Source organism: Mycoplasma sp. CSL7491-lung (assembly GCF_018913965.1).
GTDB lineage: Bacteria > Bacillota_I > Bacilli_A > Mycoplasmatales > Metamycoplasmataceae > Mycoplasmopsis.
This window is the reverse complement of sequence record NZ_JAHMHG010000001.1, coordinates 96,219-115,924: the sequence shown is the minus strand read 5'-3', so window position 1 is coordinate 115,924 and position 19,706 is coordinate 96,219. Positions and strand designations below refer to the sequence as shown.

Here is a 19,706-nt window from a genome sequence, read left to right as displayed (position 1 = left end):
TAAAAATTATTAAATTAAAATTTAAAATAAAAAGGATCTATTTAAAATAGATCATTAGTTTTGAAAATACTTTTTACCTAAAATGGAGTTGATTGTATTTTTTGTTGGATTTTTTATCAAAAATGTTCCTGCAACACACGCATCCGCACCTTTTTTAAAGGCTTTAGGACCTGTTGAATCATTAATTCCGCCATCAACTTGAATTAAGAAATCATAAAAATTAGTAAGTCTAATATTTTTCAATTGTGAAATCTTAACTAATGATGAATCAATAAATTTTTGACCTCCTTTACCCGGTTCTACAGACATAACCAAAACTAAAGCAAGTCTATCTAAAAATTTTTCAATTAAATCAACGGGTGTGTCGGGTTTTATAGCTAACCCAATTTTTAATTCGTGTTTATTTGTAGTTAAGAAATTATCAAATTTATCCAAATCATCTTCAATTGCCTCGTAATGAAATGTTAAAATATCAACATCATTTTTCAACTTTTCTACATAATCATATGGATTAACTACCATTAAATGAGCATCTTTTATATGACCTTTACCATTTTTATTAATATTTTTAATTTCTTCAACAGTTATTGCGGTATTTTCGACAAATTTTCCATCCATTACATCATAATGAACTCATCGTATTCCTTCTTCAATCAATTTATTTACCATTTGCAATCTTTCTTCAGGATTTACATTTAACAAACTAGGTGTAACATATTTTTTCATTTTTTCTCCTTTATTTGACTTCGTTTTGTAATTTTAAATAATTATTATATCTTTCTTCAGTGATTTTTATGTTATCTATATTTTGTTTTATTGCGCAATCTTTAAAATTTTCATAAACATGTAAACAGCTACGATATTTACATGTTTTTGAAAGTTCTCTAAAAACTTTATAACTTTGTGCTAATTCAATTGGAGATAAGTTTAAATTTAGCGATGAAAAACCTGGAGTGTCAATCAAAAAGCCTTCTTGTAATGGAATTGCGCGAACCTCTCGAGTAGTATGTTTTCCTCTACCAAGAGATTTTGAAATAATATTTGTTTCAAAATTAAATCCACCAAGATTGTTTATTGTTGTAGTTTTCCCAACTCCACTTTGCCCCATAAAAACCGAATATTTCCCTTTAAATAAATTGTGAAATTGTTCAATATTTAAGTTGTTATTATCAACTAAAATAACTTTATAGCCCATATTTTTGTAAATTTCTTTGTACTTATTCGATTCATTATTATTTAAATCAATTTTAGTAATGCATAGAATTGGTTCAATATTTTTATTTTCAATAATAGACATATATTTATCAATTAAAAATGTGCTAAAACTAGGTTCTTCTATAGACATAAAAATAAAAATTCTATCAATATTCGCAACTTTAGGTCTTACTAACTCGTTTTTTCTCTCTAGAATATCTACAATTTGGTTTTCTTTAACAATAACCCTATCACCAACCAAAGGATTTTTTCCTTGATACCTTAATCTTCCTGCTGCTGGTAATTTGATTATTTTATTATCTTTAAATAACTCATAAATGCCAGCAACAACTCCATGTACTATAAATTTTTGCATATTATATTAAATTTCAAACTTTCAACAAAATTACTACAACTAATATAGAAACAATAATAAGCAACAAAGAAACACCAAGAAAAATTGGAGAATTGATGAATCCTTCTATAGTTTTTTTAGGCTTAATCGTCTTAATAGAAATTAATTTCTCGATTTTTCTCTCTTCATTTAAAGAAGTTTTAACATCTTTTCTAAATTCTCAAACATCATTATATCTATCCTTAGGATCTTTAGCAGTCGCCTTTATTATTATATTTCTAACAGAATTTGGTAAATCAACAAACTTAGTAGGTTCAGGAAATTCTTTATCTCTATGCATTAATATAGTTTCGACATCTGTCTTTCCTGAAAAAGGATAATTTCCAGTCAACATTTCAAAATATAAAATACCTAAACTATAGATATCAACCGCTTTTGTTTTTTTCAATTTAGGATTTAAAAATTCAGGGGCAGCATAATAAGGAGAACAAACAACCGAATTTTCCCTAGTTAGTTTTTTAGTATCTCTAGATACAGATATTCCTAAATCTAAAATTTTTACGTCATGATCTTTAGAAATCATAATATTTTGTGACTTTAAATCACGATGTATTATGTTTCTAGAATGTAATTCACCTAAAGTTTCGGCAATTTGTCTAATATAATTATTAGCTAAATGTATAGATATTCTTTTGGTTTTTTTGAGTAGTGAATATAATGTTTCTCCATCTATATATTCCATAACATAATAACTTTCAAAATCATCCTCATAATCTTCAATTATTTTAGGAATGTGCTTATGATTTATTTTTTTTAAGAGTTGCACTTCGTTTCTAAATCTTTCCCTTGAAATTGAATTACCTATATTATTTAAGAATTTGAGAGCATAGGATATATTTTTTTCGCTATTTTTTACTCTAACTTGAAAAACTGATCCCATACCACCGCTACCAATAGATCTTATTATTTTATATTTTTCATTGATTTTAGAATCTGGTCTTATACCAGTTCTTTTAATTGTTTCATCATTACTACTATTCATTTTTAACCCCGAAATCTAAAAGTATTAAACTCATATTATCATCTGATTCGTTAATTTTAGCTTTTTCAAGCAACGTATTCGCTATTTGACTCAATTGTTTATCCTTTTTTAAAATAGACTCAATATCTCCTTTATCAACATAATCGTGCAAACCATCTGAGGTCAACAATACTTTAGTGAGTATATCAACTTTATCGGTATTAAACTCAAAAAATTGAATCGTTGTAGGCATGTTTATACCTATGCTGCTTGTTAAATATTTTCAAGTGTAATTAACATCTAAATCAATTTCTTTTTTTGTGCCTTTAAGTAATAAATTTCCATAATTTTGGTCTTCAGTTATTTGAGTTAAGTTTCCAAAGATGTCTAAAAAATATGCTCTCGAGTCACCTATGTTAAAAATGAAGATTTTATTTTCTTTTTTGACATATAAAACACCAACAAAAGTTGTTCCCATGTTGGATTTCGAAATATCCAAATTAGCGATATTTTTAAATTCTATTTTAACTTTATTTATTGCTTCGATAAAAAAGTTTTTAGTTTCAACTGAATTAATATATTTAAAATAATTTATAAAGTTAGTTTTAATTGTTGTTATAGTAACAGCTGAAGCTATTTCACCAAAATCGTGCCCACCCATACCATCACACAATATAGCAAAAGTGAAGTATTCGTTTCCGAATACTTCAACTTTATCTTCGTTATTTTCTCGAACATTTCCTTTTTCGCTAATTGAAAAATATTCTTTAATCAAGTTCTAACTCCTTATGTAATATTTCCCTAATTTCATTAGCTGCTCTCTCGGGAATGTCATTAATTATTTTATACTTATAAAGTTCATCTGCTTCAGAAACTTCGATTTCAGCTTTTAACAATCTATCCTTTAAGGTTTTTGAGTTTTCTGATCCACGAATCAAAATTCTTCTTCTAAGATCTTCCATAGAAGGTGGAGCAACAAAAATTGTAATCAATTTATATTTATTATTAAAGGAATGGTGTGAAAGTTTATTTATTATTTGTCTTACACCGGTTGTCTCTATTTCTAACATTGGTATTTTATTTTTATTATGTATTTTATCTAATTCAGAATACAGAGTACCATAGTAATTATTTAAATGATAAGAAAATTCAATAAATTTACGATTTTTAATTTTATCTCTAAAAGTATCCACGTCAAGAAAATAATAGTGAACTCCATTTAATTCACCATTTCTAGGTTTTCTAGTTGTAGCAGAGCAAGAAAGAGATAAATTCAACTCATCAAATTCAAATAACAATCTTTCTATTGTACCTTTACCAACTCCACTAGGCCCTGAAAAGATAATAATAGGGCATAATTTACTCGCATTTTTCTTATTCATATTTCTATAATTATAACATTTTTACGAAATAAAAAACCTTAAAATTTTAATTGATATTTTTACCAAAAAAATATATTATTTTAAAGGTTTTTTAATCTAAAAAATAAAAAAAATTCAACAAAAGTTGAATTTAAATAATAGAATTATTTATTTGAATTTTTTAATACAAATTCATCTAAACGAGAACGTTTTCTAGCACCTTTGTTTTTGTGGAAAACACCTTTAGAAACTGCCTTAGCAATAACTTGGTGTGCCTTATTAACAAATTCACTAGCTTTAGCATCATTAGCTAAAACTGCTTCTCTAGCTTTACGTATAGCTGTTTTAACACGTGATTTCATAGCGGCATTTTTAACTCTTGCTGCTTCCATCTTAGCTATACTCTTAATTTTAGATTTAATATTTGCCATATTGAACCTCCCTTTTTCATTGTTTTTCATTGAAAAATCTAATATATTATAATAAATTTTTTAAAGAATTAAATAAATTATAAATTTTATTATGCTATACTTAATTGTGCAATAGCTGATAGCTGCCATTATGAATGGTAGAGGAAAGTCCGTGCTAGCACTAACTGAGATGTTAGTAGTGATCACGTTAAGCCAAATAAGCTTAAGCATAGACGACAAGTGCCACAGAGACGAGAATTGTGAAACGCGGTAAACTCCGTGAGCTAGAAACCCAAATTTGGTAGGGGAATCGCAAATAGAAAATGAACAATTTTGCGAAATATATCTTATGATATGTTAGATAAATTATCAGCACTTTAATATTTTAAAGTACAGAACACGGCTTATTTTGCAAAAACACCTATTGAATGGTGTTTTTTTATTTTTTAGTTGTTTTTTTTCTTCATTATAATACAATTATGAATATAAAAAAATGTAAAGGAACTAATGGAGAATTTTAAGAATTTTTTTTCAATAAAAAATATAAAAAAAATATCAATTTTATTTGGTTTTATTGGCGCAGCAATAACTATAACAACAGTAGCTCTCTTAAAAGTTAATAAAAAATATAAACCCGCTTTTTATAATTATAAATCTTATATGAATGACTCGCTAATAGATAAATTTAACGAAAAATTTGAATATAAAACATTTAATGAAATTAGCGAATTTACCGCAGCTTTGAATAATTTTAAGGTTTCCGCAGGTATTGGTAGTGATTTTCAAGCTATATCATTAATAAAGAAAAATTTAATTCAACCTATAAACTTTAGCAAACTATTAAAAATTGATATTAAAAATGATGATGAGTTAAAAAAAATATTGAAAAAAATATATACACCTGATGTTTTTAAACATTTAGAATCATATGATGATCAGCTTTTAGAAGATGCATACGGCAATAAATTTGAACAACCTAAACATTTATGAAAATATTTTGTACCTTATTATGCTCAAGACGGAATAATAGCTTATAATCCTATAAAAAACCAAAATAATGTAATTAATAAAAATCGATTCTTCAAAAATGATGTTTATGATAATTCAATAACAAATATTCTAGATGTGATATCTAAAAATAATTATAAAGACTTAGTTATAACAGACGCTGTAAGAGTAAATATGTTATATGGTTCTTTAGAACAAAACCATAATAATAAAACAAATGAAACTAATTACAAAGAGTCAATAAACGATTTTATTTATACTATCGAAAACTCTACTAAAACTAATATTTCAAACGGAAATCATATATCATTTAATTCTGACGGTCAAGGGATAATTGCATCATTATTAGATAAAAATCGTATTGATGTAAGTGCTGCAATAATGTATAACGGAGATGCATTAGACGCATATTTTTCCGAAGGAAATGGTTTCACCATATTTGACAACAAAGAAAATAAAGAAATTGAAATTCCTAACGGAACAATAGAGACAATTAAATTTAAAAATAATATTTTATTAGTTGACGGATTAGTGGTAGCCAAAGGGATAAACTCTTCTTTAGAAGATGATCTATATTCAACTTTAAATACTACCATTTACAATGATATGGCAGCCATTTATAATAACAAGACTATCGAACAATATCAATTAAAAATGTACGATGAATATCTAAATAATTTATACAGAGATAAAATAGTTACCGCTTATAATCATAAGAATTTAAGAGGGGTTTCTAAATTTGAAGAGTTCAAATCTGAATTACGAGATATTTACTTAAGTGGCTTGAAGCAAGAATTTAACAATGATATTTTAAAATCGTTTAACTCTTATATTTCTAAAAAAATAAATAATGATCAAATTTTAAAAGAATCACTATTTAATACTATAAAAGCAAATGATGAACAAGAAAAACTTGATTTAATTTCTTTTAAATTATCGCATATTGATTTTCTTGACGAAAAATACTATCAGTATTTGGAAAATAAATATCCAAATTACATAAATTTTGATTTCATCAACTATACCCCTTCAAATATTGCGGAATATGAGTTAATAAAAAGAAATTACTTTGTAAATCAAGACAATACTTTTGACTTTAAAGCTTTAGAAATATATCAAATTAGCGATCAAAATAATACAATCAACCATAATTCTGTTAATGGAGTAGATGATAAATTAGATTCTCTCTTAACAACTTATTATTACTCAAAAATTAAACATTAATAAAAAACCAAAATACTAAAATATTGTATTTCGGTTTTTTTATTACTTACCAAATTTAAAGTGACAAATGTCACCATCTTGCATGACATATTGTTTTCCTTCTTGACGCATTTTCCCGGCATTTTTAGCTCCTTGCTCGCCACCGTATTTAATATAATCATCAAATGAAATAACTTCTGCTTTGATAAATTTTTTTTCAAAATCAGTATGTATTACACCAGCACATTTCGGAGCTTCTCAACCTTTGTGATAAACTCACGCTCTAGCTTCAATTTTACCAGCAGTAAAATAAGTTTCTAAATTTAATAAATCAAAAGCTTCTTTTGTCAATAAGTCCAATCCACTTCTTTTGATTCCGTACATCTCTAAAAGCTCAGTTTTTTCATTTTCATCTTCAATTTCAACAAGATCTGATTCAATTTGAACAGAAATAGGGATAATCTTTTCATCATCTTTTAATGACGATTTTAATTGTAAAAATAATTCATCGTTTTCATAATCCATAAATTGATCGTTGCCTAAGTTAGCTACATATATTATAGGTTTAAAAGTTAATAAATGATATCCTTTAATAAATTTTGTTTCTTTTTCATCTAGTTCCACTTCTCTTGCTGGAATATTAGATAACAATGCATCTTTTACTTTTAGAGCTGCATTTTGCTCGATAATAGCATCTTTATCACCTGATTTTGCTTTTTTGGCAACTCTATCTAAGACTTTTGTTATAGTTTCGTAATCTGCTAAGATTAATTCATAATTAATAATTTCTTTATCTCTAACCGGATCTACAGAGTTAGCAACATGCATAATTCTTTTATCATCAAAACATCTTATTACATGTATTATTGCATCAACTTCTCTAATGTTAGCTAAAAATTTATTACCCAAACCATCACCTTTTGAAGCTCCTTTGACTAAACCTGCAATATCAACAAAATCAAAAGTTGCTCAAACAATTTTATCTGGATTAATTAAATTTGCTATTTGTTGAAGTCTTGGATCGATTAATGGAACAGAAGAAACGTTTGGTTCTATCGTGGTAAACGCATAATTAGAAGACTCTACTTTCTTTTTTGTAATAGCACTAAATAATGTGCTTTTACCAACGTTGGGTAAACCAACTATACCTGCTTTTAACGACATATTTCTCCTTTAAATTAAAAATTTATTTAATTATATCAAAAATAATAATTACTAGGTTATTTTTTAAAATGGAGTGGTTATTTTTTTAAGATCAAAAAACTATTTTTTACTTAAACAATTATTAAATTAGTATAATTAAAATATGAATAAGAATTTATTTAAAAGTTGATATAGTCTTTACCATAATGAATCAATATTTTATAGTACTTACGAAGAGTTTATTAGTAAATTTCAAGAAACAGAGCAAAGCAATCTTGATATTTTAAAGCAACCCAAAAGTACAATTTATGGTATTGAATTTGATTCAAATTGAATACTAGGTTTAAATAATTTTAATCTTTTCACTATCCTCTCAATAACAGAAATCTTTTGTAGTAATTTAAGAAAAAATAATAGAAAAATTTTAATGGGTAAAAACAAAAATATTGACAATAAAATTTTCAATAGTATGATTAGCATAGCTAACAAAAATGGTTCTGACATATTCACTTATAATACAGAAGAAATTAATGAATTTATCATTTTAAATACGCTAAGAGGTATGGATATTAAACATTCAATTTTACTTGATTATAATCCAACAAATAATAAGTACTATATTAAAATCTACAATTCAAACGAAATGATTTCAATTGATGATCAAAACATAATAATCGAAGCATTAAATGGTTTTAATAAATTTATTATTCCTAATAATAATTATGATACAACGGTGCTAAATATAGAAAAATTATTTAAAGTCATTGATAAAAAAATAATTGAACCACAAATAAAAAAATTTAAAAAAATATATAAAAAACCTCAATTTCATATTCAAACACTTATAAGTAATAAACAAGATAATTATATAGTTACAAAAATGCTTTCTAATTCAGGTTTTAAAGTTTCTAAATTACAAAGTAGTTTATCTAAAAATATTATTAATGATATTAATTTTTATAATCTATATAAATTATTTAACACTACAACATACAAAGCAGACTTAATAATAAAGTTAGATCAAAATAGCAATTTAAGCATGATAGTTCGCGTTAAAAATAGTTATATTAAATTATCTGAAGATGAATTAATATACTTATATATTAGTTATAGCTTCTTAAAATGAAAGAAAAGTGGCGAAACTATATATAAAAATATTTTTTTACCTCACGATGTTTCTTCTAATATTTTGAATTTAATGAACATGTATTCAATATCATATAGATTTGAAAATGAACTTAAATCTAACGATGTTTTGCTAGCATATAACAAAAATAAGTTTTCTAATTCAAATAACTATAATCTAAATTTAGAAAATTTTGACTTTATTCTTAACTATTGCTTAATGTTATACGATTATAAAATAAATAACAATTTATTTGCGTATAAATATAAAAAAATGATTGATGATAATTCGAACATTTTGATAAAAAATTACTCTTATAAAATGACGTTAGAAAAATCTATTTTAATTAGTGATAAAATTATTGATCAATCCAAAATATCAAAAAAATATAAATTGGATAACTTGACAAAAATCAATGTTGAAGTTCCTGATTTTTATTATTTATTAAAAGGAGAAATAAAAAGTAAAAATAGAACAAATAATTTTTCCCTAACATATGATAAATCAAAACAAAAAATGAATTTCAAAATAGAGGTCGAAAGTAAAAATAAAAAAACATCATGAATAAGCGATTTACTTTATAGTAAAAAACTACAAATCCAATTAAATAAATTGATAAAAAAATGACATAGATAAATATTAAGAGGTTCCATCCTTATCGTAAAAGAATAATGAAAAGTAAACCTAAAAAGGAGTAAATAAAAATGTTAAAAAACGATATTTTAAAAATAGACTGATTTATAATTGATAAAAACAATATATATAAGTTTATAAAAAACGGAAGTATTGAAAAATATATTAATAACAACAAAATTTGCTATCGAGTACAAAGAGATTTAAATATAAAGTCTTTAAAATGAAAGTTACCAAATAGTTTGTCTTTTAAAAATAATGACGAAATAAATATTAGTAATTTAGTTATGACAAAAGTTTTAGAAATCGAAAAATATGCTTTTGCAAACAACAAGTCTCTTACAAATGTAATTATGCCAAGAGTGAAATTAATTGGTAAATGTGCTTTCAAAAATAACATTAACCTTAAAAGTGTAAGCGTTCCAAAAGTAATTAATTTTGGATATGAAGCTTTTTCTAATACAAAATTTTTAGATCAAATAATAAATTCAGATAAACAAAAACTTGCAATAATAAATGATATTTTGATAGATGGAAAGTATGCTAAAGGCGAAATTATAATACCTGAAAACGTAACAAAAATAGCTCCTAAAGCCTTTGAACATAATTCATCGCTTAAAAGTGTAAATATGCCAGAAATTAAAATAATCGAAAAACACGCTTTTAGAAGCAACACATCCCTTAAAAGCATAAGTATACCAAAAGTTATCACAATTGGTTCGTACGCTTTTGAAGACAATACTTCTCTTATAAGCGTAAATGCTCCGGAAGTTATCCGAGTTAATAACAGTGCTTTTGAAGGCAATACTTCTCTAACAAATGTAAGTATGCCTAACGTTACGCATATTGGAGATGGTGTCTTTAAAAATAGTATCAACCTTAGAAATATAATCATTCCAAGTGTTATAAAAATTGGAGGTTTCGCTTTTGCTAATAACGAATCACTTAAAAGTGTAAATATTCCGAAAGTCACTACGATTGAGGAAAATACCTTTATAAATAATATTAACCTTAAAAATATAAATATGCCTAACGTGACAAAAATTGGAGATTTTGCTTTTGAAGGCAATAATTCTCTTACAATTCTAAATATTCCAAAAGTTATTGAAATTCAAAAAAGCGCCTTTAGATACAACACTTATCTTAGAAGGGTAAATATGCCTAAAGTTATTAAAATTGGCGATAGTGCTTTTCTAGGCAATATATTACTCAAAAGCATAAATGCTCCCGAAGTTAAATGAATTGGTAATTGAGCTTTTCGTGAAAACAAATCTCTTGTTAGTGTAAATATGCCGAAAGTTACTACTATTTTGCCGTGTGCTTTTAAAGACAATACATCACTTACAAATGTACGTATACCTAATGTTTATACAATCGGTAGTTTTGCTTTTGCTAACAATGAATTGTTAGAAACTGTAAATATCAAAAAAGTTAAAGAGATTGGTGACGGAGCTTTTGAAAGAAATAATTCTCTTGCTAGTGTAAATATGCCAGAAGTAAAAGAAATTGGTAATAGAGCTTTTGAAGGGAATAGATTTCTTGCTAGTGTAAATATGCCGAAAGTTACAAGAATTGGTATTTCATCTTTTCAAGATAACAATCGTCTTAAAAGTGTACAAATGCCAAATGTTACTACAATTGGTAACAGAGCATTTAAAAACAACCATTCATTAAGTTTCGAAAAATCTCAATTACCCGAAAATATGACAAATGATGATTTTAAAACATTAATTGAAGGTTCAAATTGAGAAAAAATCATTACTAAGATAAATTAAATAGTAGAAATTATGCTAAATAATAAAAATATTAAATTTAAGATTATTTTAAAAACTCATAATGATACTTTTTCTTTTTGTAGTAAAAAAGTAACAAATATTCTTTGAATGTAATAAATAAAAAAACTAGCTTAACTAGTTTTTTTATTTATTGATAAAACTCTATATCAAAATTTAAAAATTAAAATAGGTAAACCTATTCCTATTAAAATAATAACTAAATTCAAGATTAATTTAAGATCTAAATTATTTCCTTTATAAAAGAAAGGATGAAAAAAATCTAAGAAAGGATAAATAACAACACCATATTCTTTATTATATTCTAAATAATAAGTACTTATAAATAATAAAAACGCAAAGATAAGGTAAGAAAAAACATAAATTAAACAAATAAATTTATCTTTTTGTAGTATTTTAAGCTTATCTTTTCAAATAAATGCAAAAATAAATATTATCATAGGATTAATTAAGTGTGTGTGCAATGATTTGTATGACTGAAAAATATTTTTTCAATTACTTGTTCATGAGATTAACCCTCAATAAACAAGAAATGTAATTGAAATTAAAATTAAAGAGTGAAAAAACAATCTTCTTATTATGTTTTTTCTACTAAAACACATTAATAGCAATGTTATTAGACTAAAATAATTGGTTAAATTTGTAAAATAAAAGAATTGCGAATATCTAAAAAAATATGATTCTAAACTCTTAGTAGTTGCTTCATGATTAACAGATGAGTTTTTAAATAAAGTCATTCAAGTGATTATTAAACCGTTGGTAATAACTAATAAAAGTAAAACTGATATTAAAGTTATAATTTTACGTTTTTGAGTATCTAATTTAAATAATGTTTTCATAATAGAGAATTATATTATTGAATATAAAAAAATAAAGCATTTTTTGCTTTATTTTTTACGCTTTGGCCCTTGTTGCGATAACTGTCTTTTTAATTCAAAATCAGTACGGTATAAATAATCATCAATAGCTTCAGCTAAACCATTTTGTTCAACGCTTGAAGTATGTAATTTTGCAAATTGTATTGAATAATCATCAATATTAGCCATGGCATAAGAATAATCTGTCATTTCAAACATTGAAATATCATTTTGACTATCACCGATAGCCATTGTTGTTTTAACATCTACGCCAAAAACATTATCACATAATCACTTCATACCTGTACCTTTAGAAATTCCAGGTTTAGTAATTTCGATGTGGGAAACTAAGTAAACTATATTTAAATCAATATTCATTTCTATAGCTTTATCATAAAATTCTTTTAATTTATCTTTATCACCATATAACTCAATTTTATGTAAATCATCAGGTATTTCGCCGGTTAAAATTCAATTATCATATTCACAAAATTCAGTTATAAATTTACGAAATTCTGGTGTAGGATCTTTTAAAAAATATCTGTTATCACCAAAATAATATAAATAAACTCCTACTTGTTCAGCTAAATCTCATATTTTTCTAGCTTCCTTTGTGTCAATATATTCAATATTGAGCACTTTTTTCTCTAAATTATCAAAAATTAAAGCACCGTTAGAACAAACAATATAACGAGAACTCATTTGGTTAGCTAATCTTTGTATTTTTTCGTAAGGAGCATTTCCTGTATTTATAACAAATTCAACTCCTTTTTCTTTAATTTCTGCAGCTTTATCAATATTTACTTGCGATAAAACTTTACCTGGGAACGGATAAATTGTTCCGTCAACGTCACTAAAAATTACTCATTTTTTCATAATTTAAATTATACTAAACTTTGAAAAAACATAACTCAAAAGACTCTTTTTTATTAATATAATAGTTATTATATAACTTTAATATAGTATAATTAAAATACTTATGAATAAAGAAAAGATAAAGAATTTTTCAATTATAGCACACATAGATCATGGTAAAAGTACACTTGCTGACCGTATTTTAGAAATGACAAATACAGTTGCAACTAGAGACTTAACAAGTCAATTTTTAGACTCTATGGATTTAGAAAAAGAACGTGGAATTACAATTAAATTAAATGCTGTACAAATTAAGCACAAAGATTACATTTTTCATTTAATTGATACTCCCGGACATGTTGATTTTACTTATGAAGTTTCACGTTCATTGGCAGCATCAGAAGGTGCCTTATTACTTGTTGATGCTACTCAAGGTATAGAAGCTCAAACTTTAGCCAATGTATATTTAGCATTAGAAAATAATCTTGAGATAATCCCTGTTATTAACAAGATTGATTTACCTTCAGCTGACGTAGAAGCTGTAAAAAAAGAAATAGAAGAAGTGATTGGTATTTCAACAGAAAATGCCGTTTTAGTTTCTGCTAAAACAGGACTAGGTGTAGATAAATTGCTAGACAGTATAGTTAAATATATACCATCACCAAGAAATGCTGATGATAACAAACCTCTTAAAGGATTAATTTTTGACAGTTATTTTGATCCATATAGAGGAGTTGTTATGCTTGTAAGAATTTTTGAAGGTAAACTTAAAGTCGGTGATAAATTTAAATTTATGTCAAGAAACGATGAAGAAAATAATTATCATGTTATTGAACTCGGGATTAGAAATCCACATGAAACTAAAAAAGAGTTTTTAGAAGCTGGGGAAGTAGGATGAGTATCAGCCGCAATTAGAGATGCAAAAGAAGTTAATGTCGGTGATACAATAACATTAATTTCTAACCCTACAAGCAAAGCACTTCCAGGGTATAAAAAAATGAAACCTGTTGTTTTTACGGGATTTTACCCAATAGATACTCGTGATTATTCTTTACTAAAAGAAAGTTTAGAAAAAATTTCACTTAGTGATTCTTCTATAACATGAGATCAAGAAACTTCAAAAGCACTTGGTTTTGGATTTAGAGTAGGATTTTTAGGATTATTACACATGGAAATTCTACAAGAAAGACTCGATAGAGAATATAAAGTCGGAATAATAGCAACTAGTCCTAGTGTTGAATATGAAGTACATATGACAAATGGTGAAGTAGAAATGATAGCCAACCCAACACTATTACCTGATCGTACATTTATTGACAAAATAAAAGAACCGTATGTAGAAGCTAAAATATTTATACCAAATGAATATATTGGTAACGTTATGGAATTATGTCAAAATAAACGCGGTATTTATAAAAATTTAGAAATGATAGATGAAAAACGTTCATTAGTTATTTACGAACTACCATTAGCAGAAACAATTTTTGACTTTTTTGATAGATTAAAATCAAGCACCAAAGGTTATGCATCATTCGAATATGAATGAATTGGGTACCGAGAAAGCGATTTAGTTAAAGTTGATATTTTATTAAACGGAGATAAAGTTGATGCTTTTTCAATAATTACGCATAAAGATAGAGCTTACGAAAATGCTAGAGAATTATGTCAAAAATTAAAAGATGCTATACCTCGCCAAAACTTTGAAGTTCCGGTTCAAGCTACTATTGGTGGTAAAATAATAGCTCGTGAAACTATTAAAGCATATCGTAAAGATGTCACTGCAAAATTATATGGTGGTGACGTTACACGTAGACAAAAATTACTAAAAAAACAAAAAGAAGGTAAGAAGCGTATGAAAAAACTTGGTTCAATTGAGGTACCACAAGAGGCGTTCTTATCAATTCTTAAAACAAATATTGATCCAAAAAAATAAAGGAGATGAAAATGGATAAGAAATTACTTAAAGATGATTTTTTCGCATATATTAATGCACAATGACTAAAAACAGCTAAAATTCCTGATGACCGTTCTAGTATTGGTTCATTTGTAGAATTAGATATTAACTTGGAAAAAATATTAAAAGAGACAATTGTTAATTGATCAAAAAATAACACCGAATTACCTAGTGATCCTAAATTAATTGAAATGATTAAATTTTATAATTTAATTATTGATACAAACAAAAGAGATGAATTAAATTGATCGCCTGCTAAAGAAATGTTTTTAGAACCACTTAGAAAAGAATTAAAAAGTATGACTACTTTTAAAGACTTTTTTAATTGAGAAAAAGATAAATTCCTAGAATATACATATCTACCATTTGATTTTTCAGTTGATGATGATTTTCTAGATAACACTAAAAAAATTGCTTGAATTGGTGAATTACCAACAATTCTACCCTCAAAAGAAACATACCAAAATGAAAAAGAAAAAAACAAACTTCTAAAAGTTTGAAAAGATATGATTATTGATTTGCTTCTTGACTACGGATTAGATAATAACACTGCTTTAAAAATGGTTAACAATGCGATTGAATTTGATGATATTTATAAAGAATATGTTAAAAGTTCAGTTGAAAATGCTGATTATGTATCCGCATATAATTTAAGACAAAGAGGTGAAGTTAATTTATCTAAACGTTTTGATTTTTGAACTAAACTTGATGAATTAATTGGAGAAAAAGTCACTGAAGTATCAATTCAAAACCTTAAAATTTTTGATGCTTTTGATGAAATTTTTGATGATAATAACTTAGAAAAATATAAAGATTTAATGTTTATAGTTAATTTCTTAGGAGTTACACCTTATTTAAATGAAAGAATTAGAACTAAAGCGTCAGTATACAGAAATACCGTATACTCAATAAACAAAAATAGATCAACAGAAGACTATGCATTTGATTTAGTTAAAAAATATTTTGGTATGCCGTTAGGTATGTATTATGCTAAAACATACTTTGGAGAAAAAGCTAAAAAAGATGTTGAAGAAATGGTGCAAAGTATGATTGAAGTATATAGAGAAAGACTTCAAAAAAACACCTGACTTTCTAAAAACACAATTGAAAAAGCACTTATTAAATTATCTAAATTTGAATATATGGTCGGATATCCAGAAATAATACGTCCTTACTTCTCAAAATTTAAAGTAAAAACATACGAAGAAAACGGAAGTATTTTCGAAGCTGTTCATTCATTTTCAAAAATAATTGCAAAATATAGATTAAGTTTATATCACAAACAAGAAGATAAAAGATATTGATCAATGTCGCCATCGACAATCAACGCTTACTACCACCCAATGAAAAATCACATTGTTTTCCCGGCTGCAATTTTGTCATACCCATTTTATGATGTTAATAGATCTAAAACAGCTAACTTTGGTGCGATTGGTGCTGTTATAGCTCACGAAATATCTCATGGTTTCGATAATAATGGAGCTCAATTTGATGAAAATGGTAAATTAAACAATTGATGAACAGATAACGATAGAAAAGAATTTCAAAAAAGAACAGAAGCTGCGATTAAACTATTCGACGGTAGAGAAACTGAATTTGGAAAAGTTAATGGTAAATTAACAGTTTCAGAAAACATAGCAGATTTAGGTGGATTTGATTGTGCTTTAGAATCTGCACAACGTGAAAATGATTTTAAAGCAGAAGAATTCTTTGAAAGTTGAGCTACAACATGACGTTCAATTTATAAGGAAGGAACTGCAAAACGTTTATTAGATTCAGACGTTCATTCTCCTGCTAAAATACGTGCAAATGTTATTTTAGGAAATAATGAATTATTTGAAAAAACTTATAATATAGAACCTGATGATAAAATGTATGTATCGCCAGAAAATAAAGTTAAAATTTGATAAAAAAGAGGCATAAACCTCTTTTTTATTATTAATTTCGCGTTAAAAAACAATATTATCTTTAGTCGCGGACTTAATATTATCGCCATATATTTTTTTGAGTTTATCCACTTTTATTATTTCTTTATAAGAACCTACATTATTTTGATTTACAATACCGTTTTCAACAATAATAACTTCAGATTCAAGAAATAATACATGATTAGGATCATGTGTTGATAAAATAATAGTCTTCCCCAAGTCTTTTTTTGCTTTTAATATAGATAATACTTTTTGTTGATTTTTTAAATCTAAAGCGCTCGTTGGTTCGTCTAAAAAAATAATTTCGGTATCCTGTAAAAAAGCAGCGCATAATTCAATTATTTGTCGTTGACCCCCTGATAAATTATTTATTTTAGTATTTATAAAAGAACTCATATTTACTTCGTTTAAAATAGCTCTTATTTTAGAATCGTCTTCTAACGAAGGTTCTTGATAAAATTTATATTTATTAACAAAACTAAATCTTAAATATTCCAAAACAGTATACTCATTTTCGATTGAAATAACCTGAGGTACGTAGCTAAAAATTTTTGATCTTTCTTTTATTTTAATTTTTGATAAATCGATATTATTAATAAAAATTTTTCCGCTATTTGGTTTATTTATGCCTGCTAAAAGCTTAATTAATGTAGTTTTACCAGAACCATTAAGACCTAAAACTGTATATATTTTTCCTTTTGAAAAAGATAAATTAATATTTGTTAAAATATTGCTCATTTTATTATATTTAAAACTTAAATTTTGAATTTTTATGATAGTATTAACTTTTTTCATTTTTACCTTTTTTAACAATTAAAATATAGGCGAATAATATAGCTCCTATAATTCCGGAAATAGCACTTATTGGAATTTCTCCTGAAGTTAAGGTTCGTGAAATAATATCTATAATAACCATAAAAGAACCGCCTATAGTTATACTAAAAGGAATAGTTGTTTTTGTATTTTTACCTAATCAAATTCTAATAATATTAGGAATTACTAACCCAATTCAAGTTATATTCCCTGCAACAGCAATCGAACTAGCTGTCAAAAGTGTCGAAATAATTATTATTATTCATCTATAATATTTGTAATTTAACCCTCTACTTTGCGCAATTTCTTCGCCTCTACTTATGATATTTATTCTTCATCTAATAGAAAATAAAATTATTATTGAAACTATATAAATAGGCATAAAAATTCAAACTTGGTACATTTTAACTTCCGAAAAACTACCCATGAGTCAAAAAATTATTGAAGGTAATTGAGTTTGTTCGTTAGAAACTGTTTTTATTACACTAATAACACTTGACATAAAACCAGTTATTATTATTCCTGCTAATATTAAAGATAAAGTCTTAGTGTTTTTAAACATTTTTGAGACAAATATTGTTATCAAAATTGTTAAAATACCAAAAATAAACGCAAAAAATGAAACTCCCATACCTCACATTACATTAGATAAACCTAAAACTATTGCAAACCCAGCACCAACACTAGATCCCGAAGATACACCAAGTATACTTGGTGAAACTAAATTATTTTGAAATGTTTCTTGATAAATTAAACCAGATAAAGTTAATGCTCCACCTACCATAAAAGCTAATAAAGTTCTAGGTAATCTTAAATTTAAAATAACATTATATTCAATAGTATTTTCTGTATTTAATTTACCAAATATTATTTGTAAAAATTTATTAAAATTAATATTATATCTACCAAAACATAAAGATATAAAAATAATTAATAATGATAATAATATAGTAATTCCAAATAATATATATTTTTTAGTTTTAAGCATTTGGTTGTATACCGCTTAAAATTTTAGTAATTTCATCATCGGCTAAATCATAGTTATAATATGTTTTGTATGTATTTTTCAACATTGATCGTATATCGAAATTGAAGATTTCGGGCCAAAATTCATTAGCAAGATAAGCGATAAATATTTTTAACTCGACTCCAATTTGTTCAAAAGGTATCACACCTAAAGGTATATTTATTAAATTATTTTGCCTTACCGCTTTTAGTGACGAAAATGTTTCATCAGATTTTAAAGCATTAATGTTTTCGTTTTGGAATTTACCTCCAAAAAGATAGTAATCAGCATTGTCTTTTAATAACTGTTCCTTTGTTGCTACATTATTTTCAATAGTAAATTCACCTGGAACATAATAAACTTTTAAAATACGCATTATAGATGATAATAAAGTATCTTGTCCAGACTCTGTGTAAGTTACTCCTTTGTTTTTGTCACCGCGTACGTATCAAACTTTTTTAATTATTTCTTTATTTGATAATTTTTCTTTTATTTCTAATATAATTTGATTCAATTCATTAATTCACGTATTAACTTTATTTTTCACTTGAGTGTCAGTAAAAATTTTAGTTAATATTTCTGGATATAATGTTATAAAATCGTCATATGTGGGTTGATGATATTGGCTAATAACCATAGACGACATTCCCGCCTCAATAACGGAATTTGCCACAATAGGATCTGGAGCAATTACTAAATCATAGCCTTGTGCTAAATATTCTTCTTTATTTGGGCTATATTGTAATTTAGTATACTTTTTAGAATTAGGATATATTTTATTTATTCATTGATTGTCGAGTGTCGACTTGTAAACCCCACTAATTCTATCTCCTAAACCAAAAGCGATTAGCATACCAATCCCTGATCTTCCTGGAATCGCAATATTTTTAGCATTAATTCTAACTTTTCTTTCTATAGAAGAAGTATCAATAACATCAACGCTATTTTCACTTTTAATTTCTTTACTACATGAAATTGAAATTATTGGTAAAGTTAATATACCAACAGGAATAGTTAATAAAAATTTTTTAAATTTCATTTTTTAC

General features: G+C 25.8%; 17 protein-coding genes and 1 other RNA gene. 6 read left to right on the top strand and 12 right to left on the bottom strand.

Annotated features, from left to right (window positions below; all coding sequences use genetic code 4):
* Positions 1-54 precede the first annotated feature (54 nt).
* The 6 genes from KQ876_RS00515 to rpsT all read right to left on the bottom strand — a co-directional run bounded on the left by KQ876_RS00515 (position 55) and on the right by rpsT (position 4,362).
* Complete coding sequence (locus KQ876_RS00515; RefSeq protein WP_216489785.1) at positions 55-726, bottom strand: ribulose-phosphate 3-epimerase; 672 nt, start codon at positions 724-726, stop codon at positions 55-57.
* A gap of 10 nt (positions 727-736) precedes the next feature.
* On the bottom strand, positions 737-1,570 hold the full coding sequence (gene rsgA / locus KQ876_RS00510; RefSeq protein ID WP_216489783.1) for a ribosome small subunit-dependent GTPase A: 834 nt from the start codon (positions 1,568-1,570) through the stop codon (positions 737-739).
* 1 nt (position 1,571) lies between these two features.
* Positions 1,572-2,591, bottom strand: a complete 1,020-nt coding sequence (locus KQ876_RS00505; protein ID WP_205852314.1) for a serine/threonine-protein kinase — start codon at positions 2,589-2,591, stop codon at positions 1,572-1,574.
* Positions 2,584-3,345 (bottom strand): PP2C family serine/threonine-protein phosphatase, encoded by a 762-nt coding sequence (locus tag KQ876_RS00500; RefSeq protein WP_205852313.1) that lies wholly within the window; start codon positions 3,343-3,345, stop codon positions 2,584-2,586. Before KQ876_RS00500 ends, KQ876_RS00505 begins: the two co-directional genes overlap by 8 nt.
* Positions 3,338-3,952 carry a guanylate kinase gene (gene gmk / locus KQ876_RS00495; protein WP_205852312.1) on the bottom strand — a complete coding sequence of 205 codons (615 nt, stop codon included), beginning with the start codon at positions 3,950-3,952 and terminating at the stop codon, positions 3,338-3,340. The genes KQ876_RS00500 and gmk overlap by 8 nt, the downstream gene beginning before the upstream one ends.
* Positions 3,953-4,095: 143 nt before the next feature.
* Positions 4,096-4,362, bottom strand: a complete 267-nt coding sequence (gene rpsT, locus KQ876_RS00490) for a 30S ribosomal protein S20 (protein WP_205852311.1) — start codon at positions 4,360-4,362, stop codon at positions 4,096-4,098.
* A 106-nt stretch (positions 4,363-4,468) separates the two neighbouring features.
* Here rpsT and rnpB point away from each other — a divergent pair.
* Positions 4,469-4,753, top strand: an RNA gene (rnpB, locus tag KQ876_RS00485) — RNase P RNA component class B.
* Between the two features lie 248 nt (positions 4,754-5,001).
* Complete coding sequence (locus tag KQ876_RS00480) at positions 5,002-6,573, top strand: hypothetical protein (RefSeq protein WP_253282210.1); 1,572 nt, start codon at positions 5,002-5,004, stop codon at positions 6,571-6,573.
* A gap of 42 nt (positions 6,574-6,615) precedes the next feature.
* On the opposite strand, the gene ychF is transcribed toward KQ876_RS00480, so the two are convergent.
* Entirely contained in the window at positions 6,616-7,716 is a 1,101-nt protein-coding gene (gene ychF / locus KQ876_RS00475; RefSeq protein WP_216489779.1) for a redox-regulated ATPase YchF, read from the bottom strand.
* 142 nt (positions 7,717-7,858) lie between these two features.
* Here ychF and KQ876_RS00470 point away from each other — a divergent pair, with 142 nt between their 5' ends.
* On the top strand, positions 7,859-9,457 hold the full coding sequence (locus KQ876_RS00470; RefSeq protein ID WP_216489776.1) for an MAG5620 family putative phospho-sugar mutase: 1,599 nt from the start codon (positions 7,859-7,861) through the stop codon (positions 9,455-9,457).
* 68 nt (positions 9,458-9,525) lie between these two features.
* On the top strand, positions 9,526-11,229 hold the full coding sequence (locus tag KQ876_RS04240) for a leucine-rich repeat domain-containing protein (RefSeq protein ID WP_216489774.1): 1,704 nt from the start codon (positions 9,526-9,528) through the stop codon (positions 11,227-11,229).
* A 131-nt stretch (positions 11,230-11,360) separates the two neighbouring features.
* On the opposite strand, the gene KQ876_RS00460 is transcribed toward KQ876_RS04240, so the two are convergent.
* Together KQ876_RS00460 and KQ876_RS00455 are read right to left on the bottom strand one after the other, a co-directional pair.
* Positions 11,361-12,086, bottom strand: coding sequence for an MAGa3780 family membrane protein (locus KQ876_RS00460; RefSeq protein WP_205852342.1), 726 nt, complete (start codon positions 12,084-12,086; stop codon positions 11,361-11,363).
* Positions 12,087-12,134: 48 nt separating this feature from the next.
* Positions 12,135-12,980, bottom strand: coding sequence for a Cof-type HAD-IIB family hydrolase (locus KQ876_RS00455; protein ID WP_205852343.1), 846 nt, complete (start codon positions 12,978-12,980; stop codon positions 12,135-12,137).
* Between the two features lie 103 nt (positions 12,981-13,083).
* Between KQ876_RS00455 and lepA the strand changes: the two genes are divergently transcribed.
* Both lepA and KQ876_RS03715 read left to right on the top strand, forming a co-directional pair.
* The gene (gene lepA, locus KQ876_RS00450; protein ID WP_205852344.1) at positions 13,084-14,892 is read left to right on the top strand and encodes a translation elongation factor 4; all 1,809 of its coding nucleotides are present in this window, start codon (positions 13,084-13,086) and stop codon (positions 14,890-14,892) included.
* Between the two features lie 11 nt (positions 14,893-14,903).
* Complete coding sequence (locus KQ876_RS03715; RefSeq protein WP_216489773.1) at positions 14,904-16,823, top strand: M13-type metalloendopeptidase; 1,920 nt, start codon at positions 14,904-14,906, stop codon at positions 16,821-16,823.
* Positions 16,824-16,862: 39 nt separating this feature from the next.
* Here KQ876_RS03715 and KQ876_RS00440 read toward each other — a convergent pair whose 3' ends face one another.
* Genes KQ876_RS00440 through KQ876_RS00430 form a run of 3 tightly spaced genes read right to left on the bottom strand, consistent with a single transcriptional unit; the run spans position 16,863 to position 19,699 of the window.
* Positions 16,863-17,636: an ABC transporter ATP-binding protein gene (locus tag KQ876_RS00440; protein ID WP_216489772.1), complete on the bottom strand. Its 774-nt coding sequence runs from the start codon at positions 17,634-17,636 to the stop codon at positions 16,863-16,865.
* A complete protein-coding gene (locus KQ876_RS00435; protein ID WP_216489771.1) occupies positions 17,623-18,642 on the bottom strand; it encodes an iron ABC transporter permease in 1,020 nt (339 codons plus the stop codon). The genes KQ876_RS00440 and KQ876_RS00435 overlap by 14 nt, the downstream gene beginning before the upstream one ends.
* The gene (locus tag KQ876_RS00430) at positions 18,635-19,699 is read right to left on the bottom strand and encodes an ABC transporter substrate-binding protein (RefSeq protein WP_205852348.1); all 1,065 of its coding nucleotides are present in this window, start codon (positions 19,697-19,699) and stop codon (positions 18,635-18,637) included. Before KQ876_RS00430 ends, KQ876_RS00435 begins: the two co-directional genes overlap by 8 nt.
* Positions 19,700-19,706: the final 7 nt, after the last annotated feature.